Source organism: Kriegella aquimaris (genome assembly GCF_900103215.1).
Taxonomy (GTDB): domain Bacteria; phylum Bacteroidota; class Bacteroidia; order Flavobacteriales; family Flavobacteriaceae; genus Kriegella; species Kriegella aquimaris.
On record NZ_FNGV01000003.1, the window covers coordinates 362,037 to 388,183 of the forward strand.

A 26,147-nucleotide genomic window follows, 5' to 3' on the forward strand; every position below is an offset into this window, starting at 1 on the left:
TTTTTAACGCAATGCAAGTGAAAGATAACGCATATCATTTCCGAATTTGATATCGCCTAAAATAATTGGTAATTTTAGTATTAATCAAAAAATCTAAGAGATGAGAAGTGTAAATATATGGGTCATTGCATTGATGGTGAGTCTATCCTACAACTGCAAAGACCAAAAAAAGGAGACTAAAGAAGCAACCGGTGAAACGGAGCAGAACATGAATGAAATGAAAGAAGCTGTCAATACCGAGGCTTTACAATTTTCTATGGAACCCAAAAGTGGCAGTAGTGTCAAGGGCATGGTCAATTTTACCGAAGAAAATGGGAACGTTAAAATGATAGCTGAGTTATCGGGACTTAGTGCAGGTGAACATGCCATTCATATTCATGAAAAAGCAGACTGCTCATCGGATGACGGAAAATCGACCGGCGGACATTGGAACCCCACCAATGAACCTCATGGAAAATGGGGCGCTTCTGAAGGGTATCACAGAGGTGACATAGGTAATTTTACAGCAGATGCCGACGGTAATGCTACTGTTGAATTTGAAACGAATCAATGGTGTATCGGCTGTGATGATAATACCAAGAACATTGTTGGTAAGGCGGTCATTGTGCACGATGGTGTAGATGACTATACTTCACAACCTAGCGGTGACGCAGGTACACGAATAAGTTGTACCGGCATAATTCAATAGTTCGGAATACTAACAATTGAAAAAATAGCGGTCTAAAAAGCCGCTATTTTCTATATATAAAACAATCCTAATATTCTATATGGACCTAGAACCCTTAGTGGAACGCCTTCAACAAAAGGATTTATCCGCCTTTGAAAAATTATATGGCATGTATTCCGAAAACATATGTGGAGTCATCAATACGATTGTACGTAATAATGACCTCGCCGAAGAAATTTGTCAAGATGTTTTTGTGAAAGTATGGAACAACGCAGAAAGCTACAACTCTTCCAAAGGACGCTTTTTTACCTGGGTTTTGAATATTGCACGAAATGCTGCTATCGATGAAGTGCGATCAAAATCCTATAAGAACAGTAAAAAAAACCTATCCGCCGATTACTTCGTAAGTATAGTGGCAGACGACAGTGCCGTCGATAGTTCAATTGACAGTATTGGTCTCACCAAATTGATCAAAGGCCTTAAGGAAAAATGTATACAGCTAATTGATGTGCTATATTTTAAAGGTTTTACTCAAAAGGAAGCCTCCGAAAAATTGGAGATACCCTTGGGAACGGTGAAAACTAGAAATAGAAGTTGCATTTCACAACTCAGGAAAAATATGCAGTTGTAACATGGATGAAGAAAAATACATAGCATCAGGTGTTTTAGAGCTTTACGTAGCCGGGTCGCTTTCTGAGGAAGAGAATTTGGAGGTATATAATAATGCTCAAAAGTATCCCAAGATAAAACAAGAAATCGAAGAAATCGAGGGTTCAATTTTAGCCGTGACCAAAACCCTATCACCCGGTCTTGTTGATGGTTTCGACGGTGTCAAAAGAAAATTGGCAATTGGGGATACCGAAACCGAGGTAGTTCAAATGCCTAAAAAAGAAGTGAACCCAATATGGTATGTCGGTTGGGCCGCTTCACTTTTATTGATTGCAGGACTCGTATGGATGTATACCCAAAATCAAGACCTGAAATCTCAAATAAAAGTTGTAAATCAGACCAATAGCCAGTTAGAACAGCAAATAGCAGATTCATATTCATCGCTTGAGAAGTCTCAAGAATTGCTCGAAACGCTTCGAGACCAAAACGGTACTGTAGTTGCTTTAGGAGGTCAGGAAGTCGCTCCTGAATCTTACGCAAAAGCTTATTGGAACAAGTCGGAAGAAAAAGTTTATATCGATGCAAAAGGCTTGCCCGAACCACCCGATGGTTTCGTTTACCAAGTCTGGTCCTTAAAATTAGACCCGCTCATCCCAACAAGTATGGGACTTTTGGTGGATTTTGTTTCGGACGAAAACAAAGTTTTCGCCTTGGCCAATCCCAACGATACCGAAGCTTTCGGAATCACCCTTGAACCCGCTGGCGGAAGCGAATCACCCACGCTTGAACAGTTGTATACGCTCGGGGTAGTTTCCTCCTCGTAAAGCGGGTGTTTATTATATCATAAAAATGGGCGGTATGTTTTAAACACACCGCCCATTTTTATTTTAGAACTGTAGTCAAATGATAGATTACATTTGCAGTAACATTACCGTATCATCATTCCTAGCAATCAAGAGACCCTTCTTTTTAGCGTCGCCCAAAGCGATAAATGAAGCTCCGCGAACATCGCCCCGAACATATAGCCCAGATTTAGACGACGGAACCGCCTTAAATTCCAGACTTCCATTGTTTGTCAAGTAGAGCCCATAGCTCGCATCGTTTCTTGGAGTTTCCACTTCGGAGGCATATAAATTTCCTAATAGTATAAGGTCTTTCTTCGTATTATCGTTATCCGTTACCAATATCTTATTCACCGAGGAAATTTGAGCTCTGTTCGGTAGCGGTTTGAATTCGAAGGATGTATTGTTCTTGTTTTCAAGAATACAACTAGCAAAATTATTGGCGGCGCGGTGTAGGGAGTTTTCCAACCCATCACCATATACTTCCTTCAGCTCGGCTTTGGCGAATGCGTCGTAGGTTTTAAACTTCTTTTTAATAAATGGCATCTGGTTCGATGTACATTCTCTTCCTCTTAAAGGATACAAAGCACTATCTTGCTCATAACCCAAAACAATATCATTGGAATCATTTTTATCGAAATCGTTTACATACAAATGAAAGGGGGCACTCTCAGAAGCCTTGTACTTATAATTGAGCCCTAGATTACCTGCAATCAAATCAATATCACCATCGTTATCGATGTCATTGGCGGCAAGGCCCGACCACCAGCCAATTTGATCGGCCACTCCAAATTGTTCCGATTTGTTTTCGAATTGGCCGGCTGTATATTTAAAAATTTCGATACTTCCCCATTCTTGTGCAATTACCAATTCCAAGTTTCCATCATCATCAATATCGGCCCAAAGTGCATCGGTCACCATACCGTGTTCCACTAAATCGGGGCAAAGCTTTTCTGTAACATCTACAAATTTTCCCTCGCCATCGGAAAGCCTATTCTCGAAGAGATAACTTTTAACGGGCACCCCATAATTTAAAGGTTGTACCCGAGATCCCACAAACAAATCTAAATCGCCATCTTTATCAAAATCGGCTGCCTTGACTACTTGGCCGCTTGCGGCTATAAATGGAAGTGATTTTTTATCTCTTTTAAAACTACCTGAACCATCATTTAGATACAAACGATCTTGATAGTATTCATTGTCAGGGGCCATTTCGTTCCCCCCACTAACTACATATAAATCTTGATCTCCATCCCCATCTGCATCAAAAAAGAGCGAACCGGTGTCTTCATGTTGTTTGTCACTCTCAAAGGCTTTTATAGACTTTCGGGCAAATTCTCCCCTATTGGACTGAAGAAAAAGTGCCGATGACTGCCCCATGGCTCCTCCGATGAAAAAATCTTCAAGACCATCACCGTTTATGTCCGCTACGGAAAGAGCTGGTCCGAATTGCGACATTTTGTGGGGCAATAACGATTCTACATCAAAATCGTTGTGGGTATTCTCTTTATGCCTGAAAATAATATCTGAACGTTCCGTTACATCGTGAAACAAGAAGTTACGTTTTTTGGCATCGATTTCGCGGGTTCCCGAAGGTTTGTAAACAATATCTAAAACTTGATTTGTTGCTACGTTCTTCAGAATTTGCTGTTTTCCGTCGGGCCATGTAACCGTAACAGTCTCAATATTTTTGACATTGCTCAAACCAAAGTGCATTGGTCCTGCCATTGCCGACTGAAAACCCCTGCTAAAATAATTTTCGCCTAAATATTCCTTACCATCAGCGGACACGACGACCCGTGCTCCTAAACCGTCCTTATTTTCTTGGGGGCCTGTTAAACTAATATCGATATAGGAAGTATTTTGGACATTATTACGATAAAGATGGGCGAAATCATCAATATTATTTACAATTACATCCAAATCACCATCATTGTCAAAATCAGCATAGGCTGCACCATTGGAAAAGGTTGCCGGTTGTTCCAATTCCAATTGATGGAAACGAAGATCTTTATCATTAAGAAAAAGGTAGTTTTTAGTTTTACGACCGGGCATTTTATCCAACAGGTCACCTACATGTTTTGCTAGATCAACTTTCTTCCGACGAATATTTTCTTGGTATTTCTCTTCAAGATAAATTGAAAAGTCGTTGTTTCGAAAATCTCTTTTGATGCCATTGGTAACAAACAAATCTTTATGGCCATCATTATCCATATCAAACAGTAACGGCGCCCAACTCCAATCGGTACTTGATACGCCGGCCAATTGGGCAAGGTCGGAAAAGACCGGAATCGCCGATCCGGCAGAGACCCCATTATTTATTTGAAGCGTATTGTACATGTACTGCCGGTGAAGTCCCAAGTTTTCGATCTTATAAAAATTGGCCACGTTCATACCACTCATACTTGTTTTTTGGGTGTAATTATCCTCGGCCATCATATCTAAGGAAATAATGTCTAAAAAACCGTCGTTATCGATATCCGCCATATCGTTTCCCATGGAAAAAGTAGAAATATGGTTAAAGGCCTCCAAGGCACTTTCAGTAAACGTCCCATCCGTATTATTTAGGTAGAGGTGGTCTTTTTCGTAATAGTCGTTGCTGGTGTATACATCTGGCCACCCATCATTATTAACATCACCAATGGCGACACCCAAACCAAAACCGATATTATTACTTATGATTCCCGCATCTTCAGTAACATTGACAAATTTTCCATTGTCATTTCGATACAGTTTTTCTCCGATTTTATCCGATTTATAGTGGGCAATCTGCTCCAACTCTTCGATACCATACATTTCAATATTATGGTTGATTAAAAACATATCTAAATCGCCATCTTTATCGTAATCAAAAAAAGAAGCTTGGGTCGAATAATGCGGTAAATCTAAATTATAGACTGCTGCTTTTTCTTCAAATACAGGAACCCCATCGGCATCGACACCGGTATTAATAAGCAGTTCGTTTCGTAGTAAATCGTCAGTTTCAAACCGACCCGATTTAAGGATGTAAATATCTTTGAGGCCGTCATTATTAATATCAACTATAGATACACCCGTGGGAAAACCGCCATCACCTTGCGCATTGGCCTTTACACTTACGTTCTTAAATTTCAGTCCGCCTTGATTCAGGTATAATTTGTTTGTACGAAGATTGCTGATAAAATAGACATCTTGAAGCCCATCATTATTAAAATCGGCCACTCCTACCCCACCTCCATTATAAAAGTACTCATAGTAGAATCCGTTCATCGTGGTAGATTCTTCCAATTTGTTCACAAAATTGAGTCCAGTTTCATTGGCATCCAAAACAGTGAACAAAGGTGTATTTATGCTACTTTCCCGGGTTTGTTCCTTTTTTTCGGAACAAGACATAAGGACGAATATTGAAAACGGAAGGAACCCTAGAAATAGATTTAGCTTATTTCTTTTACTCATATGGAAGCCAGAACTTTTTTGCGTTGGGTCGCATAGATCCAAAATAACACCAATACCCCAATTGTGGTAATGCCACCACCTATGTAGGCAATATCATTTTCGAGTCCAAAACCCTCTGGAGCCACAAGTATATAAGTACTACAAACCATGGTCATGAACAGTGCGGGTATCAGTGTTACCCAATATGCCTTATTCTCATAGATAAGATAGGCCGTTATCGTCCACAATACTACTGTCGCCAAAGTCTGATTACTCCATGCAAAATAGCGCCATATGATTCCAAAGTCAATTTGTGTAAGTGCAAAGGCTATTACAAATAAGGGCAAGCTGATGTACAGTCTACTTTTGATACTTTTTTGGTTAGTTTTAAAAACATCGGCCAAAATTAAGCGAGCCGATCGAAATGCGGTATCTCCCGATGTTATGGGAGCCGCTACAATTCCTAACAGAGCCAAAATTCCGCCAACACCACCTAACATGTTTAACGATATTTCATTGGCGGCCCACGCGGCATTATTTCCATTGGCCAACATCGCGCCGTTCAATTCGGTTACATTACCGAAGAAGGTCATCGCCGCCGCCGCCCAAATCAAGGCTACCACTCCTTCAGTGACCATCGTACCGTAGAATATTTTTCTTCCTAATTTTTCGTTCTTCATACAACGTGCCATTAAAGGGGACTGTGTTGCGTGAAAACCTGAAATCGCACCACAAGCAATGGTGACAAAAAGAATTGGGAAAAGCGGAGTTTCTTCCGGATTGGAAGTCATGTTCCTTAAATTGGAGGGTACAATCTCGGGAATGGCATAATCTCCAAAAAACAAAGCAATCAAAAGGCCTACCGCCATCAAAAGCATGGCCACCCCGAAAATGGGATATAATTTACTGATCAATTTATCAATAGGAAGTAGGGTCGACAAGACGTAGTAAGCTAAAATGATACTCACCCATACCCAGAGGTTCCAAATTCCACCTGTCATACCATCAATTATCTTAGCCGGGCCCATAAGAAATACCGTACCCACAAAAATCAACAAGACCACCGTGAATACGCGCATGACCTGTTTAACTTTGGGACCAAGGTAAATGCCTACCACTTCACTAATACTAAGTCCGTCATGGCGCACCGACAACATTCCTGAAAAATAGTCATGTACGGCTCCGGCAAAAATACTCCCTAAAACAATCCATAAAAAGGCAGCTGGGCCAAACATAGCACCGGCGATAGCCCCAAAGATGGGCCCCAACCCTGCAATATTCAAAAATTGGATAAGAAATATGCGCCATGTCGGCAATGGCATAAAATCAACGTCGTCCCTTAAACGAACTGCCGGAGTTTCCCTTTGCTGGTCCACACCGAATATTTTTTCGACAAACTTGCCGTAAGTGAAATAACCCAGAATCAAAACCAGTATGGAAATAATAAATGAAATCATGGTATTTAGGCCTATTAATTGTTGTTTTCCTCTAAATATTGTGCTACAAGATAAGCATACTTCTCAGAATCGGAACTTGAAAAATTTTCAAGATTTTTATGTATGATTCTACTTTTGATCCGCTGTTCTTCCAAATGTTGCAAATAACTCTTTAGTTGGTTCTTGGTCATTGCCCCAAGTTGTGAAGATATATCTTCCAAAGTAGCTATCGAAGCGCTCTCTAAATGGTCTAACAAAAGACTTCGACTGTTAATATCGACTTTGGCAAAATTGTTCCAAAAAGGGCGTTGCAGTTTTTCGGTATTCCAAAAAACGTCGGGCAAATTTTTAATGATAAAAGAACGGACCATAGGAATACCCGACTCAAAAATTTCACTTATCCGATCAACGTATTCAGGGTACTTTTCTATCTCCAGTCTATTTAAGGCAAACATTTGATAATCTACCGAATTGCTGTTTAACATTGTCCGTACCATCTCTTCATTGACCAATGACATCGTGTATTTTTTGATATCCTCTTTTATGGCGCCATGCACCAAGTGCCAAGCGACATAGCAGGAATAAAGCGCACCGGCCACCACCGACTCCTTTACTTCGGTTATAGTCGCCCCCGAAAGTGCGTCGGCACCCTCAACCTCGGGTTGCTCAGGCTTTACGACAAGTTCATCAATACTTCTTCGCTCCAATATAGACAGCTTATCGCTCAACAAATGATGCAACTTCAGATAATCTGCCTGTAAAAATTCGTCATGATCATGTTTGGTCAAGGGAAGACCGGGAAACCGATCAAAGCCCGCATATTCACCCAAAAGTGTCCAATACAACCGAATATGCATCAATCGACATTCCCCATCGGCACATACCGGAGTTTCGATATCGGATGTATATAAAACAGGATTGGATTTCTCATCAGTCAGCATGCGCACCTCTTGCTGCCCCATCGAATCTACCATAATCGATAAGGGCGTTTCTTTTTCAATAAGCTTTACACCCTGATCCCAATCCATTAGGTAGAATTCCGGACGATCAATTAACACCTCGTCTTGATCACCTTGGGGCAATGTATGAATCGAAGCCCCGATTTGTGCCCTGCACACGGCCAACAAGAGAAATACTATGACCCCAAGGCTGTTTTTCATTGTTTCGACTCTGGTATTTTAGGATATTTTTGTTCTTCTATCAAATCTAGGTATTCGTCTAAATAGCCCTTATAAATATCCCTCGGATTTACATCATACTTTTTGCAAAGAGCAGCGGCGAAACCTACAGCGGCCCCCATCTGGCCCGTTGTTCTCATAACCCGAGGGCCACCTAGACCAGCATGTGAACAGCTAAAATTACGTCCGGCCATAAAAAGATTGTTAATATTCTTGGAGTAAAGGCTTCGATATGGAATGTAATACTCCGGCGTTTTATAGAAAAGAGCCTTCGAAATAAAATCAGGATTCTTTTCGTCGGTCAAGACCGTTTGGTAATGCACATCGACCTCCCTTGTTTCGATAACTACTGCATCGGGAAACTTAGTACCTTCCTTTGCATCGTTAAACGTAAAAATATGGTCTCCGACCAATCTGCGGGATTCCCTTTTGCCTACCAAATAAGAAACCCACTCCAAAGCAATCTTATCATTCTCGGGGTTTTGTTTCGCATTGCTAAAGGAACCGTAAATAGCCCGTAACATATGATCGCGTATTTCTTCGGCATCATCTATTTGATTTAAATCGTTTCGACTAAACTCCCAATACCATTCGCCATTAATCGCCTTATGCTCCTTTACAACTGGCTTGGCCCACGGTACTTCAGGAAAAGGTTGTACAGTCTCGGTTTTCTTCGAACCCCATAATACGGAGGATCCCATTACGGCATCATCCGCTTCTTTAGGACTCCAAAGTTCACCATGTTCTTCCCAAGCTTCTCCGTAGGTATCGACACTTTCCCGGCCGTAAGAGAACTCGGCCCCCGTCCAGTAACCGATCCATCCATCCCCTGTAGAATCTACGAAATAGGGGGCCGTAAATCTTTTTCGTTCCCCCGTTGCCGTTTGTCTGGCGTCAACATATTTCACTGTATTATCTTCTGCCTTCGCGTCATAGGCTCTCCAATTTAAGAACAGATCTATGTTGTCATAGCTTTTAACATTCGCATCCCGTTTTTCTTGGTCCAATTTGGCTTCGGCCGAACCGTTGGGGTAATGTTCTGTATCGATTTTCTTTAAAATACGTTCAAAATGCCCATAAATACCTAACGTATGTACCCTAATCTCGCTACTGGCATTGCCACCTAAAACCGGACGATCGTGAATAAGCGCTACTTTTAGCCCCTGCTCGGCACCTGCAATAGCCGCCGCACAACCAGCGAGACCGCCACCAACGACCACGAGGTCATAGGTATTTTCTTCTTTGGGGGCATTGGGTTCGGCCGTAATCGTTTTACGCCACTCGGCCAACTTCTTTGGGGAGGAAGGAGGTTCTTTATCAGAAGTAGAAAAATAGATGGCATCGCATCGGCCATTGAAGCCAGTTAAATCGATAAGTTCGAGTGCGACACTTTTATCTTTACCTATTTTCGTTTTACCGACATATTCCCATCCCCAGCCGGAACGAAGGCCCAAGGTCTTATCAAAAGCCATATCACCTACCTTTAAGCTGAACCTTCCCGGAGCGTCCCATTCGCCGGGAGCCCAGTTCATCGTTCGTACCCAAATATGATACTGCCCTCCTTTTTCAAAGGTTACTTCGGTACTGGCGTTCTCGACTTTTTTTCCGATGCCGTGTGCCATAAGATAAGGAGAGCCCATCTGTTCTACAAATTGTGGGTCGACAACCCAGCCGCCCGGATTATCAAAACTCTCTGCCTCAACCAAAAGATCCTGAGCAGAAACAGAAATGGCACTACAGAATACCAATAAAAGTGTAAATAAATATTTCATGTTCTTCTTTTTTATTTATTCATAAATGAACCAAGCTGTTGCGCTACATGCTTTATCCGTTTTTACCTGAGCCCAATGCGCACTAAAACCTTCTGGGAATTCATACGTTAATTCTTCCCCTGCCTTGATATCAAAGGTTTTATATTTCATTGGCTCGTCAAGATAGTGATTCACATATATCAAAAGCGTAATTTTCACATCTTTGTCAGCCCTCAATTTAAGGGTTTTCTTATCATAACCCGTCATTAAATATAGGTCAGAAAGTTCATTTGCCTTTACCGCTGAATCTTTCCAAGGACCGCCCTTCCCTACTGGTTTTCCAAAACTCCACAAGTCATCGATACCTCCGAACCAAAGACTTGCCTCACCATCGGCTGATGTATAGATATGTTCTGAATTGGAAGCATCTTTCTTTATTCCACTTAAGACCAATAAACCGTTCCAAGTATTAAAATCAGATATTTGTTTATTATGGGTAGCTACCGGTCGCATCATTTTATACCGCGGTTCTTGCCCCACTTTGAACAAGGGGAGTTCATAAAAAGTTCCTCCTACATTGGCCAGTTCTCGTTCTGATTCGACTTCTCTTCGAAACCGCGTGGTTCCCGGAGGTAAGATGTCTTGATAATCCACTTTTCCCTTAGGTAATCTCAAATCGTACTCTTTCGCATGTACGATTATCGAAGCCTCATCTTCTGACCAAACATGATTTGCCGAAACGGCATCACTTTCAACCTTATTATTGTTAAAGTCTACTTGCGCACCAACGCTTTCAACCGTCAAGGCCTCTAAAGAGGTCGTATCTTTAATACCTTTTACAAATTCAAAATCGAATTTAGTAAATTCGAGACCTTCCTTTTTTGTGAATTCGCCACCCTGAATTGCTCCAGTATACACACTAAGGTTAAAATTGGTCTTATTACTATACAATTTTGCATGGTTCACTTCTCCGGCATAATCGATATCAGCCAAATCTTTGAATAGATCCGTACCTTCAAAACCATCTTTCAGATTATCATCGGTAAAATGGAACGCTGCCGTTAATTCCGATGCTCTATTAGAGGTCAATCGAATCCATTCCGCTTTAAGTCCTTTCTCAAAAATATGGTTGGTATAACCACCCTTTTCAATAGCTATTGTTTTGAGTGCCGTCCAATTATTATCACCATTGGGGTCAATTTCCAAAGTAACGCTCACTGGGGTGTTTCCTGAATTCTGTAGGTGCAGAATGCGATTATCGAAACCAGACATTAAATAAGGGTCAGATGGTGTTTTAGCGACCACCTTTTCTTTCAACCACACGGCACCATATCCTGATGCGGGACCCCAATTGGACAACTCGCTGTAATTACCAAACCAAAGGTTAGATTGTGGTTGTCCTGCCAAGGGATTCCCCTGAATACTGGTTTCATCCGTAGCCAAAACAATCTGGTCGTTCCAATTCAAAAAATCGGGAATGTACCGTAAGTGGGAACCCATAGGTTTAATGCCTGCTGTGTTCGATGCGGAAAAGCTTTCGGGAAAATCATAAAACATCCCGTGCATATCCATCATCATTTTACCATTGCCCACCGCCCTGATCCTAGGCCATTCAGTGAACCAGCCGTGCGGAGGGTCGTTGTTATAGGTCGCTTTCGGAAGCAAATACGTATGCCACTCACCATTGTCGAGTACTTTTAAGCGTACCGATTTTTTGTCCCAACCAATTGCCCATAACGGCGAATCATCGTTCGGCACCGCATAGATACCGTGTTTAGTCGTGATATCGGTAAATTGACTGCGCTCGATGACCTTGAAATTATCACCGTCGAATTCGGCTAGAATCCCTAAGTTGTCCGGACCAAATATGCCTTCTTTATCCACCTTCCAACTTTCTTCCCATTTGTAGTGTTCATTCGCCCAGTCTTGGGTGTCATGAGTCACCCTACCCTCACTGGCATGTTCACCATTGTTCGAAACCACTAATCTGCCTTGGCTTGTGTATCCGCCTTTGCCATGCCAGCCTGGTAAAGGATCGTCGAAAAGCTTGTTTACTTCCAAGGTATTCACGTTCAACTCATAAAGCATCCCTTCCATGTCATACATATAGACCATGGTCTCGGGATTTTTCAAATGTCGTGCATAGGCATTCAGACGACCTTCCATTCTACTGTAAGGTACCACCCTAATATTTCCCGTACTATCAATAACGTAAGGGCCTATCAACAATTGGTTAGATTCTTGATGAACCATTCGTGCGGTCGGGGTACCGCCAATACTACCTTCAAAAATCTCCATATTCATATCCTCATCGATAATATAGAGTTTATGTTCGCTACCCTTGGGCTGATGTGCCGCATAATTTATCATGTACAACTTATCGTTCCATACCGCCAAGGCACCGATACCGCATTCACTTCCGAAGCCATACGTTCCATCTAATCTGCCATGGGCGTAGGTGGTAAGGTGCGGATATACCCCGCCAATTTTCAAATCTCCGGAAACCTGGGTGATTTCACCATCTTTGCTGACTACCTCCGCAGCCTTTTTTATCGGCGTTTTCGTTAATTCTTCTGCCTTATTTTTGCAGGAAACCATTACTAGGGTCAGCACCCATAGCACCATTAAAATTTTTCTCATCTCTCTAAAATTTGCACTAATTATAACTTTCTGAAGCTTAGGCATTGTAAGACCCCCGAAAATCGCTTTTCGGGGATTTACAAAAACTAACTAACTCAAAACTAACTATTAGTACCCCTCATTTTGAGTGAGGTTTGCATTAAGTAATCGTTCAGACGCCGGTATCGGCCACAAGTATTGTCTTGTCGGAAAATTGATGGTATTCAAAGATCTACATAGCCCAGCATTCAGCAAAGCCGAGAAGTCCGGAAGTCCATCCGCATCAATCTCTGGAGTCATGCCCCAAAACCAAAGTCCGGGCGTAACAACATTATCCATTAGTGGTCCAGTCGGTGCCACCCCAACGTTAGCATCGGTTGCGACGTTCAACAGCCCGTATGAATTTCCGGTAAGTGCTTTTTCCGCCAATCGCCATCGAATCAAATCCATGTACCTACGCCCTTCAAAGGCAAGTTCGGCACGCCTTTCATTACGCACTTTATAGCGTAGCTCGGCCTGATCTGTAGTCACGATTTCGGGGTTGGGTATTCCAGAATTGGCATAAGCCCTATCCCGTACTTGGTTCATAGCATCCAACACGCTTTGATCAATTTGATTGAGTTCGATCTTTGATTCGGCATACATCAATAATACATCGGCATAGCGTATAACAATCAAATCGGGGTCGGTGCGATAATCTTTCCAATCTTCATCAATCCCTTTTTTCCATGCCAATCCATTAAAAGAAGCAAAGGCGGCTACTGAAGGGGTATCATCATTTCGACGTAAATCACCGGAAGCAAAGTCTAAGACCTCTTTTTTCTCAGGATGGGGCGTATATTCAATAGCTATAAAATTAGACCCATCGGCCGAAGACAGCCCATCACCATCTTCCAAAGAACCAAAGGGCACGATAGTCATGTTACATCGGGGATCTCTATTCTTAAATGGATTTTGAGGATCAAAAAGCGGCGATTCGTCTACGGGCAGCCCATCGGTACACTCGAAAGACGCCAAGAGCTCCCAAGTGGGGTTTCTTGCACCCCAGCCGCCATGGTTTCGTGGCAAATAATCTCTAACGTTATCATTTCTGATTACGTTCAAATCTGAACTTCTCGGAATATGGAATATGGTCTCATTCGAGTTTTTGGTACTTGACCGGAATAACTCGGAAAAATCGGCATGCAACTCATACTCGCCCAAGTCTATACAATCTTCAGAAGCCTCTGCGGCAACTGCAAAATCGCCCATATACAAGGCTATTCTAGCTTTCATGGCATATGCCGCACCTTTGGTAGCATATTTCAGACCATTATACGATACCGGAAGATTAAGTGCCGCATCATCATAATACCCATAGATTTTTTGGAGAATCTCGTTTTTATTGGTCCGGCCCATTTCAAAAGATTCATCAACGGTAAGCTCCTTTTCATAGAAAGGAACGTCACCATAATGCGAAATGAGGTACGACCAATACGATGCCCTTAAAAAATTGGCTTCGGCCATAAAAAGAGCGGTGTCTTCGGCAGATAGTACGTCTTGGTTCTCTAACTGATCGATAACGACAAGAATTCGAGTGATGGCCTTATAAATATTTTCCCAAGAGTCTTGGGCCGCACCGTATTCGGAACTTACCGTACCTGCTTTAATATCGTCTAAGGCATCTCGTCGCTGCCAATCATCGGTGAGTCCGGCAGCAGATTCATCAGTAGGCCAAAAAACTTCGCGGTACCCCTCGTTTAACGATTGCCTAAATTGATCTTTATTTTGGTACCAAGTGGCCGAGCTTGCGGCATCTTCCTGTACCAGATCCAACTCGGTGCATGAAAAGCCGGTCAGCAAAATGGCAAGTCCGGCGAGTATGTTATATATCGTATTTTTCATTGTTTTTCGTTTAGAAATTAGCTTTAACTCCAACCAAGAAAGACTTGGTGATCAGGTATCCGCTCCCTTGCTCGGGATCTATGCCTTTGGGGAGGTTATCAAATGTGAACAAGTCGTTACCGGCAACATATATCCTGAGTTGTGAAAACCCACTGTCACCAAGCATCTCGGTAGGTAAGGTATACCCTAAAGAGATATTCTTGATTCTAAGATATGACCCATTGATCAACCAATAATCGGAGAAACTAGTATAATTATTTCCCACTGCATTTTCAGAGAGTCTAGGGTAACTGGCGCTTTGATTTTGTGCGGCGGTGTTATAAGCGCTCCAATAGCTTCCCGCATATAAATATGAAGGAGATTGCCAGCTTTCTTGAAAAGGTTTGATAAAACCTTGAGACAGGTAGAAGTTCTGCTTACCAACCCCTTGAAAAGTAAGTCCGAAATCAAATTTTTTGTACGCCAAATTAAAGTTTCCACCATATTGGTATCTAGGCAAAGAACCTCCCAAAATAGTTTTGTCCAATTCGTTGATAACACCATCGGGCGTACCATCGGGGCCACTGATGTCTTTGTATTTTATGTCTCCCGGACTGACAACATCACTAGTTACGGCCGAGTTATCTACCTCAGCTTGGGTTTGATAAATACCATCGGATAGGTAGCCGTACCAAGACCTGAACTCACTGCCCTCTTCAGAAAGGATATTACCGTCAAAAAGACGTTTCCCGTTGACATCTCCAATAATTGATTTAGAATCAAAAACATTAGCAGAGGCCCCGTATCTAAGATCGCCAATATTATCACGCCAAGAAAGAGACAGCTCCCATCCATCGGTATCCATACTTCCCACATTTACCGTGGGATCATCATATCCACCGAAAGCGGGAATACTCAAATCGAGGAGCATATCGGTCGTTTCCTTCTTAAAGTAATCACCAGTTAACGACAAACGGCTATCGAACATGTTCAAGTCGATACCAAAGTTCAAAGAAGTAGTCGTTTCCCAGGTCACGTCTTCAATAGCCAAAAATCGTTGGGCAGCAGATCTCACTGCCTCTACGTCGTTTCCGTTGGCAATTAACGTATTGCTAAACTGCAGTACGGAGAGATACAGGTAATTACCTAAACGGTCATTGCCCAAACTACCATAAGAAGCCCTAAGTTTTAAAAATGAAATGGTCGGGTCTAACGACTCCATAAAATTTTCATTGGAAATAACCCAACCAGCCGAGACAGAGGGAAAGGACCCCCATCGATAGTCTTTTCCAAAGCGGGAGGAACCATCTCGTCGAACAGTTCCCTGAATATAATACCGACTATCGTAATTATAGGCCAATCTTCCGAAATAGGAAGCATAGGCATTTGCCGAAACAGTAGATCCATCATCAAAAACCTTATCGACCGGAGCCTGATTTAAAAATGGATAGTCGGCGGTAACAAACTCGGTACCCCTAACATCTAATCTTTCATATTCAGCCGAGAATTCCTCATACCCCACAACAGCGCTGATGTTATGGTTCACTATTATTTTATCATAGTTTACCAAGGCTTGTGTCGTCAAGGTATTGTCGTTCGACCTTACTTCATTTAGATAGGTCTGGGTGGCATTGTGACTCGAAATATAGTTGGGATCCGCTAACTGATCGGGATCATTGAAGGCCCAATAGGGAATGGTCTTATTGAACTTTTTATACTTGTTGAATTCAAAATTCGGTGCCAGATTAAGTGATATCTTTAAATCGTCGATAGGCTTATAAAACAGCCCCACCTTTCCGTAGAATAAATAGGTATCACTATTACTATACCCACCTTCCTGCAATTCGGCATATACATTATCTCCTGATTTACCTTCTGCTATTCGCCCATCTTGCCATAAGGCGGCGTATACGGGTGCAGAACGTATGGCTCTTTCTGTGGGGTCTAATGAAGGGCGATCGTCTCTCGTTATCTTAAGTGCAAAGTCTAAATTGGCACCCATTTTATCGGAGATTTTGATATCATTGTTGACCCTGGCCGTGTAGCGCTTCCAATCGCGCCCGTCATACAAGGCATCTTGATATTCGTAACCGAAGCTTGCATTGGTTTTCAATCTGTCGGAACCTCCACTTATAGAGATATTATGTCTATAACCAGTAGCGGATTTTCGGAGTATCAGACTACGCCAATCCGTATCGGGAAATTGATCAGGGTTTATTGCACTATTGGTAGGATAATTGGCAATCAAATCTTCTGACCACGTAGGGTATTCATTATTATCGTTACCATTGTCATTCCATGCCTTTTCATTATCCATTTGCATGTAGCGAACCGCGCCCACTGTCTGTCTTGTTTCGGTAGGTGTATTGATTATATATTCCCCACTATAGCCCATATTAAAGACTCCGCTCTTGCCGCGCTTGGTCGTAATAATAATAACGCCAGCTGCGGCTCTTGATCCGTAAATAGAAGCGGAAGCACCGTCTTTAAGCACGGAAATACTTTCAATTTGATCCGGATTCACATCGTTGATACTTGAAACAGGTACATCGTCTACTAGTATCAAGGGAGCACTCGCCCCTTGTAATGTCGTAACACCCCTTACTCTTATTTCATTGCCTGAACCGGGTTCTGAGTTACTTCTTGTAATACTGACCCCCGCAACGGTACCTTGCAAGGCATTGGAAACATTGGTGGTGCTACGTGCCGCAATTTCATCACCCTCAATAACGCTGACGGAACCCGTCAGGTCTTTCTTGGCCTGGGTACCGTAGCCTACAACAATTACCTCTTCAAGACCTGCTGCACTTTCTTTTAAGGTGATAGCGATGTTCTCTTGGCCGTTCACCAATATTTCCTCGGTCGCATAACCAATATAAGATACGGTCAGCACCACATTTTGATTGGCAACGGCCAACGAAAAGTTCCCGTCAAAATCAGTCTGTGTACCATTCGTTGTTCCTTTTTCAACGATACTAGCACCGGGTAGCGGAACTCCGTCACCATCGACAACCGTACCGGAGACCATAAACTCTTGTGCAACAGTTTCCGCAATTGCATCAATCTCCGAAGTCGGTGTTTTAGACCTTCTTTTGATGACCACTTGACGGTCATCAATTTTATAATCTAAATCTGTATTTTGAAAAGCTTGATTTAGTATGGAGGTAAGTTGTGCTTCTTTTAATCGAATCGACACTTTTTTATTTGCATCCAACACTTCATCCTTATAGAAGAATATAAATTCGCTATGCTCCTGAATCTCTTTGAACAACTCTTCATACGTCACCTCTTTGACATCAATATCTATCTTGGTCTGGGCATAGGTATTATTCGCATATACCGAACTAAGACCGATACAAATAAATAAGGCAAATATTTTCATAAGGGTGAACAGGTTACATATCGGTGTCTTTTTGACCCCGAGAGCGGGGCCACTGACGATTTTATTCATAATTTTGTTTTTAGTTGAGTTAATGATGCCAAATTATTTGGCAATGTTAATTTTCCGGCCAGGAGATGGGCCAACATCTTCTGGCTTTTTTTTAAAATTGGTTAGTTGGTCGTTACATCATATGGTTTCTCCGTTTTTAGTTAATACTTATTCTTTTTTCGTTTATTTTCTTGTACTGTAATGGTGTGGTTTCTTTAATAATACCTATCACTTTTTCTACGTCTTCCCTTAAATCGAGATAACCGGAAAAGGTCTCTTCAGCCAAGGTCTGATTTTCAATCTCAATGTCGACATTATAATAGCGTGCGAGCCTTTTCATAATATACTCGAGATTATTGTTTTTAAATATGAAAACGCCTTTTCGCCATGAAAAATAGTGGTCAACATTCACTTTTTCAGAAGTCACCATTTTATTTTTCTTATCGTAACTAGCCAAGGTACCAGGGGTTATTTTTATCTTATTGCCTGTGTCACTAGTAGTATCAGGTTTATATTGAATTTGAACACTTCCACTCTTGAGTACGGTGTTTACCTGAGTATCATCAAGATAGTTGCTCACATTGAAAACCGTACCCAAAACTTCAATTTCCTGACTCTCGGAAAGCACCATAAACGGATGACTTGCATCGTGTGCCACTTCAAAAATCGCTTCTCCCTCTAAATACACTTCTCTTTTATCTCCTTTAAAAACAGCGGGATACACCAATCTCGAACCAGAGTTCAGCCAAACCATACTACCGTCGGAAAGTTTCAGGTTTGATCGTTTTCCATAGGGTACTAAAACCGTATTATAGACCATTTCCTTTTCCGAAGAAGCGCTCTGATCGACAACTTTTGACCCTCCTACACTTACCTTTTGTCCCGTGGAAGAATAGGAGATGTCCGTGGAATCTTCATCAATTTTCACGTTTTCCCCTTCGTTAAGAATTAATACCACTTTGTCAGAATCGTTTACATCAACTTTTTTTGCAGATTTTACAAAATCTGTGATGGATGTTTCGACAGGACGATTAAAATAGAAACCTAATGCCAAAAGAACGGCGATGGAAGCAGCAGTACCCATTGCATAGCGCTTACGCAATCTTTTTTGTTTTAACCTGTCAAGGGACGTATAGATTTTACTTTTTAAAGCGACCTTTTCAGTATCACTAAGCGAAGTAAAATCTATGTTGCTTTTTTTCTTATTTTTCATACCTCTTATTATTTAGCCATTCGAAATCTTGAATCAGATCAAGGAAATTTTCAGTATCCTAAAAACCAATTTTATGAACTGCTAAAACACTTCTATATTAAGATAAGTAGCCACTTTACTTTTTATAGACAAAAAAAGTGTGCTTTTCTTAACATTCTTTAAAATGTACTGTTAGCCTCATGTAAATTTTGAAAGACCATCACCTATTCATGATAACAGCGTACTTCAAAAACTTTGGCCAAAGGATCTCCATGCGTTTTTTGAATATTTAATCTAAGGGCACTTACTTCCAAGGTATCAAACCGATGTTCGACCCTCCTTAAAAAATTAAATTCGTTTTCAGCCACTATTTTTTGACCACCTGACCCTATTGCTTCAATGGTATAGTCTGAAACGGTTTCGGGTTGCGGTCCCCTAACCTGTTGGTCATTTACCCAATCTTGCCCAGAAAGTCGCAAAAATCGCTCTAGCCCCGTATCGAAAGTCAACTCTATGGTGTTAATTTTAACTGGTTTTTCCCACCTTAATTCAACCCATTGTTCCCCATTATTCATATCACCACACCATTTATGAGTCTTCCCGTCGTTAATCTCCCGATTGATGCCGTCAATAACATTAGCGGCCTTGCCGTCTTCAATTTCCGAGGAAGCCTTTACGTTCGCTGATTTTGCCAAATCTTTTTCGTCATTGTTAGTCACGCCTAAAATAGCTTGATCTTGTCTCAGCAATAGTTGTTGTAGATTTTCCATGTGGGTCTTATCATTACCAACTTGTGAGGGAAGCAGATTCTTTTGCTTGCAATAGAACATGGCCGTACCTATTGCCTGACCCAATGTAGCACAGGTCGCCATTACCCGAGTCGAAGACAACGCCACATGTGATACACTAATATTGCGACCAGCCATCAATAGATTACTGATATTCTTACTGTACAAAGATTTAAAGGGTATCGAATAAGGCCCTTTTAAAGGAATCGAAACATATGGCACCTCTCCAGTGGTATCCATGCCCCCAGGTGGGTGATCATCTAATGGCCATCCGCCATAGGCGACACGATCTTCAAAGAGTGTGGCACCCTGTATATCTTCTTGCTTCATAATATAGTCTCCTACAACCCGACGACTCTCGCGCTTACCGGGAATCATACCTACCCATGATAATGCCCAATTTTCTGAATCAGGATGGTTACCCGAGTTTTTGATATAATCCCACACTCCAAACAGCACACTCATTAAATCATGCCTATTTTGTTGACCGTCACGAACAATATCAATTTCACCCCCTAATTCAAGCCACCAATACCCATATTCATAGGTTTGAATATTTCTATGGATAAAATCTTTGGTTGTATATTTTCTCGCCCATTTAGGGGGGCTAAACGGCATTTTTTTATCATATTTTTTGGACATGAAGAGCAAACTGTTGCCCATGGTTTTTTGGTCGGCAACATCTACTGCAAGTGATTCTCCCCACTGCGATTTTGCCTCTCTACCTCTCATATATTCGGCACCGGCCTTGGCCGCCAAGGTGGCATCACCCGTACAATCGGCAAAAAAATCAGCCGTGATAATCGAAATTTCTTCGGTCGGGGAACAAAGTCCCCACACTTTTGTGATACGACCGTCAACAACTTCGGCATCGTAAAGTGTAGTATCAAGTAGTAAGGTTATATTTTCTTCGGACACTAATTTGTCGTACAGCACATAATCCCACATTTCATAGGAACGTTGAGGATTCGTTACGGCCTCCGTCAACACCAATTCTTCCAATATTCCGGTTTCACGCCATACTTGTTTTAATTGGCTAGCCCCTGAAATATGCATTCGTATTTCACAACTTGCGTTCCCCCCCAATCTGGAACGGTCTTGTATCAAGATGACCTTGCTTCCGTTTCTTGCGGCCGCAAGAGCTGCACAAATACCAGCCATTCCTCCACCAGCTATTAGAATATCGGCTTCATATTCTTTTTTGTGATATACATTGGTATCAATAGAAAAATCTTGTAGCCCCTTAGTTTTGTCGGTGATTAATTTTTCAATTTCTTCTCCCGTGCCATTCCCAAAAAGGGTAATTGGACTCATTAGAAATGTACCGGAGCCAAGCCCTAAGGCCTTCATAAATTCTCTTCTCTTTGCCATCGTAGTTATTATTTTATTTGTTCTTCGTAGTTTCTGAGTTTTTTATTTACCTTTTTATTTTCCAGTTTCATCTCGGACAAGAACCGATAAGCATTTTTCGATAATGTCCCACTTTTTGAATTCATCATATTGGCCAACTTGCCCAATTCCTTATTTTCGAGGTTCTCGCGGTTATCACCAAGAATAGTAAAGACCTTTTCAATTTGATTTTCCTGCAACCCTTCCAAATTATCCACCAAGGAACTCAATGCCCCTCTACTTAAAGCCTCACCCTTTAATTTATTGAGTATTTCGTTTTGCATTTTAAATTCTAGCCGAGGCAGAAGCTCCGCAGAACGTTCTTGATATTCATCGATTGCCCAAACACTTTTCGGTAACTTATCAATGGCAAAAAACGGCACATACGATTCCCCTTCGGTGAGCAAATCAAAAAGGTAAGGTTCAAATTTATTTTTCTCCAAATTGACCTTGTTCAGCGCATAAAACTGTTGATTATAGTTGCTCGATTGTAACATTTGAATTAATAGGTCATCATTCAAGAATGTCTCGGTATATTTGACAATTTTATCGGCAATGACACCATTTACAATATGCCATAGGGTGTGAGAACTATAAACAGCACCTTTTACTACCGCCCCACTAAGTGATTTGTAGGTTGCACCGGTTACACCGTCAATAACATCTGATTTGATTACAACTCTAGGATCAACAAGGTCTTTAGCTTCATAATTAGCCAATAGCGACGTTTTATCAGCTAAAATTTCTTTCATTTTTTGATGATCGGAGGCGGTAAATCGGATATGGTCAAACTTGGTAAACGGGTCCTTTTTCGATTCTTGATAGGCCAAAAAATTACCTAATAAATCCCAGTATATATCAACAATTAGTTCATAACAAATACCCTTTTCGCAAACTGGTGTCACAACATGGCTCGAATAATAATCGGGTCGATTTTTTCGATTGTAGACCAAGTCGACCTCAACTTGAACCGAATCTTTTATATATGCGGTAAAAGCTTTCTTTTTTCTTTTTTTTGGTTTCTCATCTATCACAAATGACATACAGCCCCACAAAATGGTCAGTATTACTACTATTTTGACAAGTTGGTGAGAGTGGTTCAATGCGCTCGAAATTTTTGTGCTCCCGAAAATCGTTAGACAGTAATCGGGAAGCCTTTCTATTTCAATAAGCAATCAATTGGCTATTTATAGACAAGAAAAACGACTTTTTATAGGGAAAAAAGAATACTGAATAAAAACAGTAGGGAGAGTGGATACTTTCTTAATGATTTGATAGCCCTATATATAATAGTTCTTGCCGTGGCAACGGAGACATTCATAATTTCGGCAATTTCTTCGTAGGGCCTATCTTGATTGAAACGCAGAAACAATCCTTTTTTTTGCTTTTTGCTAAGTGTACTTAAGGCATCAACCAATTTCTCACTTTTCTCATTGGCTCTTTCTGCATGAATAAGATCATCTTCATGTGAGGGGACAAAATTTCTATGTTCCTCAACACCGTCTAAATATGCCTCCTCTTGAATGGGAATAATCTTCCTTTGGTATTTCTTATTAATTTTTCGTTTTAGTGACCTGAGCAAGTAAAATTTTACATTATCGGTCTGTGCAAGATTGTTCCGATACTTGTATAAATCGACGAAAAGATCATGAATACAATCCATAACATGATCCTTGTGATTCGATTGTTGCATTCCATAAGAAAAGAGCGTGTCCACAAATTGGTCGTACAATACGCCCAAGGCATCGGTATCGCCCTTTTTTACTTTTTTCCAGATTGCTGCCTCCGCCTTTTGGGAAAGTTCCGATCTAGAATCGCTCGTTTTCATTAATTCCTTAATATAAAATCTATTATTCTTTAAAATATAAGAAAGACTAAGCAGTGTTCTTTCTAACAATATTATGACAAACGTAGCATTGTTAAACCTTGGTTACTTAAGAATTCGTTCTTTTTAGTATTCAATTCTTGCCAACATCGAGATAAATGTAATAAAATATTGTTTATTCCAAAAAATATGGAACATCTTCTATAATGCACCTCAGAACTTTATGTTCACTAGTGCTTTTACTATTATATACCCTTTTCAAACTTTCAACTGGGCAAAATGCAACAAATAATCTAAAGAAGGTGTTTTTTACTTGCACCGTTATGACATCCCGTCAACCAAATTTGCAACTAAGGCTGTCCATCCTGTCTGATGCGAGGCCCCTACCCCTCGGCCATTGTCTCCATGGAAATATTCATAAAACAAGACCAGATCTTTAAAATGAGCTTCACTATACTTCTTTTCGTGAAGACCATGAACGGGTCTATTTCCGGCGTCATCCTTTTTGAAAATCTGAACCAATCGCTTAGAAAGTTCATCACTTATCTCTTTTAGAGTCAACATGTTTGAACTACCCGTCGGGTAGGCAAACTTCACTTTGTCCCCAAAATAATCATGGTACTCAACTATCGAATTGATGAAAAGGTAGTTCATGGGCATCCAAATCGGTCCGCGCCAATTCGAATTACCTCCAAAAATACCCGTATTCGATTCGGCAGGTTCGTAGTCTATGCAATAATCGACTCCTTCAATACCGATGGTGTATGATTTTTCATGAAGTTTTGACAGAGACCGTATGCCATAGTCCGATAAAAACTCTTGCTCGCTCAATACGCTGTTCATCATCACTTGCAATCGTTTTTTAGGCACCAAAGACAAAAGAACATCTTTATCTTCGGCATATTCTTCCATAACTTGATATTTCGTATTTTCAATACGGTGCTTTCTGAACCACTCCATACTTCTTCTGAAACGCGGCAATTTATCCAACCAATCTTTTTTTATGTTCAAAACCGCGGTCATTGATAAAAGCCCAGAAATGGAACGGACTTTAATCGGATGGGCTTCCCCATTTGGCAAAATGAGTCGATCATAGAAAAATCCATCTTTCTCGTCCCAAGAACCCTCATAATCTTGACCAATATTATTAAGTGCTTCCGCTATAAACACAAAGTGTCCCAAATATTTGAGCGCCATGTCTTCGAACGTTTCATCTTCCATAGCGATCAAGAGCGCCATTTCAAGCATATTTAAACAATACAGCGCCATCCACGACGTTCCATCGACCTGTTCGAGAACGCCCCCACCGGGAATTCCTTTACTACGATCAAACACCCCAATATTGTCTAAACCCAGAAATCCGCCCTCAAAAACATTGTTGTTCGAACTATCCTCCCGATTGACCCACCATGTAAAGTTCAAGGCCAATTTGTTAAACATTCTTTTTAAAAAATTGATATCGCCCTTTCCGGTTCTCTTTTTCTCAGTTTCATAAACTTGAATAGAAGCCCAGGCTTGCACAGGTGGATTGACATCACTAAAATTCCATTCATAAGCAGGAATCTGTCCGTTCGGTGCCATATACCATTCTTTGGTAAAAAGCAGCAATTGCTGTTTGGCGAAATTGGAATCGACCAAGGCTAAAGTAATGCAGTGGAAGGCCGTATCCCAAGCCGCAAACCACGGATATTCCCATTTATCGGGCATGGACAAAATATCGTGGTTACGCAAGGTTTTCCAGCTACTATTCCGTCCTTTTAGACGCTCAACTGGCGGGGGTGATTCGTTCGAGTCTCCCTTCAACCATCGTTCAACCTCATAATTATAATATTGTTTGGACCACAAAATACCTGCTACCGCCTGCTTTTGTATTTCTTTGAGTTCTTCAGAATTTCCGTTGACATACGTCTTAAGAAAAGCTTCCGATTCATTCATCCTATCTGAGAATAAAGTATCAAACTCTTTGTCAAAAGGAGTAGTCAATGTATTGGCAGTTAATCGTAATTTCAATTCGCGAGTTTCCCCAGGCCCAATATTGAGTTCATATAAAGGTGCGAATTTTGTGCCCTGATCCTTACCTTCAGCTAACGTATAATCACTATTAATGACTGCATCATGAAAAAGATCCTTCTTAAAAGGGTGGTCATTGGCTTCGTTATATATCTTAGTTCTATTAGTCTCGTTCTCAGTAAAAAGTAAATGAGCGGGTTTTTCGAAATATAAGTTATAGTTGCCTACGTAGTTATGCGCAATGGATACATAAGGATCTTGATTCGAGCCCTCTTTTTTTATCACTGGTTTTTCCGATACCTTGGCGAAGTCCCAAAAATTCCGAATCCAAAGTGTTGGTAGAACCTTGAGGGCAGCAGAATTAGCGCTTCGGTTACTTATTGAAATTTTTATAAGCAAATCTTCCCCGTCCGCCTTGGCATATTCGGTTAAGACATCGAAATAATCATTCGAATCAAAAATTCCTGTATCCAATAATTCAAACTCAAGTTGATTTTCATCACGCTTTTTATTCTCATCAACCAAACGGTCGTACGGAAATTCATTTTGAGGGTATTTGTACAAATGTTTCATGTACGAATGGGTCGGTGTATTCTCTAGGTAATAGTAAAGTTCTTTTACATCTTCCCCATGATTGCCCTCAGGACCCGTTAGCCCAAAAAGACGTTCTTTTATAATGGGATCTTTGCCATTCCATAGTCCAATGCCAAAACAAATATTGCAGTAACGATCCGAAATACCGGCGATACCGTCTTCTCCCCATCGATAGGTTCTACTTCGAGCATGATCATGCGGAAGATAGTTCCAGGCATCACCATTTGAACTATAATCTTCCCTGACCGTACCCCACTGACGTTCACTTAGATAAGGCCCCCATTTTAGCCAATCTTTTTCTTTGGAATAGTGTGCTTCAAGTCTCTTTTGTTCTTCCGTTAGTTCGCCCATTCAAAGAGTTTTTACTTTTAGTTGTTCAACCGCTTTCGACAAAAATGTAGTCTACCTTAGCTTACTTAAAGCTATGAAAAAGCTTCCGATAAAACCTTTCATAGTCATCGTCTTACCCGAGATGTTTTCCTGCAAATTAAAGTATTTTCTTGTGCGAAATCAGGTCTCTATGCAAAAATTAGTAACCTA

15 protein-coding genes are annotated in these 26,147 nt (G+C 41.1%); 3 read left to right on the forward strand and 12 right to left on the reverse strand.

Features of this window, described 5'->3' with window-relative positions; all coding sequences use genetic code 11:
• Positions 1-100 precede the first annotated feature (100 nt).
• The 3 genes from BLS33_RS09370 to BLS33_RS09380 all read left to right on the forward strand — a co-directional run bounded on the left by BLS33_RS09370 (position 101) and on the right by BLS33_RS09380 (position 2,100).
• Positions 101-688 (forward strand): superoxide dismutase family protein, encoded by a 588-nt coding sequence (locus BLS33_RS09370; RefSeq protein WP_089887813.1) that lies wholly within the window; start codon positions 101-103, stop codon positions 686-688.
• Between the two features lie 79 nt (positions 689-767).
• Entirely contained in the window at positions 768-1,298 is a 531-nt protein-coding gene (locus BLS33_RS09375; RefSeq protein WP_089887816.1) for an RNA polymerase sigma factor, read from the forward strand.
• Between the two features lies 1 nt (position 1,299).
• Entirely contained in the window at positions 1,300-2,100 is an 801-nt protein-coding gene (locus tag BLS33_RS09380) for an anti-sigma factor (protein WP_089887818.1), read from the forward strand.
• 87 nt (positions 2,101-2,187) lie between these two features.
• Here the strand turns inward: BLS33_RS09380 and BLS33_RS09385 are convergent, their stop codons facing one another.
• The 12 genes from BLS33_RS09385 to BLS33_RS09440 all read right to left on the reverse strand — a co-directional run bounded on the left by BLS33_RS09385 (position 2,188) and on the right by BLS33_RS09440 (position 25,958).
• On the reverse strand, positions 2,188-5,490 hold the full coding sequence (locus BLS33_RS09385; RefSeq protein ID WP_176801362.1) for a VCBS repeat-containing protein: 3,303 nt from the start codon (positions 5,488-5,490) through the stop codon (positions 2,188-2,190).
• 59 nt (positions 5,491-5,549) lie between these two features.
• Entirely contained in the window at positions 5,550-6,989 is a 1,440-nt protein-coding gene (locus BLS33_RS09390; RefSeq protein WP_089887822.1) for a carbon starvation CstA family protein, read from the reverse strand.
• A 14-nt stretch (positions 6,990-7,003) separates the two neighbouring features.
• Positions 7,004-8,128, reverse strand: a complete 1,125-nt coding sequence (locus tag BLS33_RS09395) for a hypothetical protein (protein ID WP_089887824.1) — start codon at positions 8,126-8,128, stop codon at positions 7,004-7,006.
• A complete protein-coding gene (locus tag BLS33_RS09400) occupies positions 8,125-9,918 on the reverse strand; it encodes an FAD-dependent oxidoreductase (protein ID WP_089887827.1) in 1,794 nt (597 codons plus the stop codon). The genes BLS33_RS09395 and BLS33_RS09400 overlap by 4 nt, the downstream gene beginning before the upstream one ends.
• Positions 9,919-9,933: 15 nt before the next feature.
• On the reverse strand, positions 9,934-12,537 hold the full coding sequence (locus tag BLS33_RS09405) for a hypothetical protein (RefSeq protein ID WP_089887829.1): 2,604 nt from the start codon (positions 12,535-12,537) through the stop codon (positions 9,934-9,936).
• 108 nt (positions 12,538-12,645) lie between these two features.
• Positions 12,646-14,400, reverse strand: a complete 1,755-nt coding sequence (locus BLS33_RS09410) for a RagB/SusD family nutrient uptake outer membrane protein (RefSeq protein ID WP_089887831.1) — start codon at positions 14,398-14,400, stop codon at positions 12,646-12,648.
• Positions 14,401-14,410: 10 nt separating this feature from the next.
• Complete coding sequence (locus tag BLS33_RS09415; protein ID WP_089887833.1) at positions 14,411-17,830, reverse strand: TonB-dependent receptor; 3,420 nt, start codon at positions 17,828-17,830, stop codon at positions 14,411-14,413.
• 136 nt (positions 17,831-17,966) lie between these two features.
• A complete protein-coding gene (locus BLS33_RS09420; protein WP_089887835.1) occupies positions 17,967-19,022 on the reverse strand; it encodes a FecR family protein in 1,056 nt (351 codons plus the stop codon).
• Positions 19,023-19,225: 203 nt separating this feature from the next.
• Entirely contained in the window at positions 19,226-21,160 is a 1,935-nt protein-coding gene (locus BLS33_RS09425) for an FAD-dependent oxidoreductase (RefSeq protein WP_089887837.1), read from the reverse strand.
• 8 nt (positions 21,161-21,168) lie between these two features.
• Positions 21,169-22,221 (reverse strand): hypothetical protein, encoded by a 1,053-nt coding sequence (locus BLS33_RS09430; protein ID WP_089887839.1) that lies wholly within the window; start codon positions 22,219-22,221, stop codon positions 21,169-21,171.
• Between the two features lie 167 nt (positions 22,222-22,388).
• On the reverse strand, positions 22,389-23,006 hold the full coding sequence (locus BLS33_RS09435) for an RNA polymerase sigma factor (protein ID WP_089887841.1): 618 nt from the start codon (positions 23,004-23,006) through the stop codon (positions 22,389-22,391).
• A gap of 318 nt (positions 23,007-23,324) precedes the next feature.
• Entirely contained in the window at positions 23,325-25,958 is a 2,634-nt protein-coding gene (locus tag BLS33_RS09440) for an MGH1-like glycoside hydrolase domain-containing protein (RefSeq protein WP_089887843.1), read from the reverse strand.
• Positions 25,959-26,147: the final 189 nt, after the last annotated feature.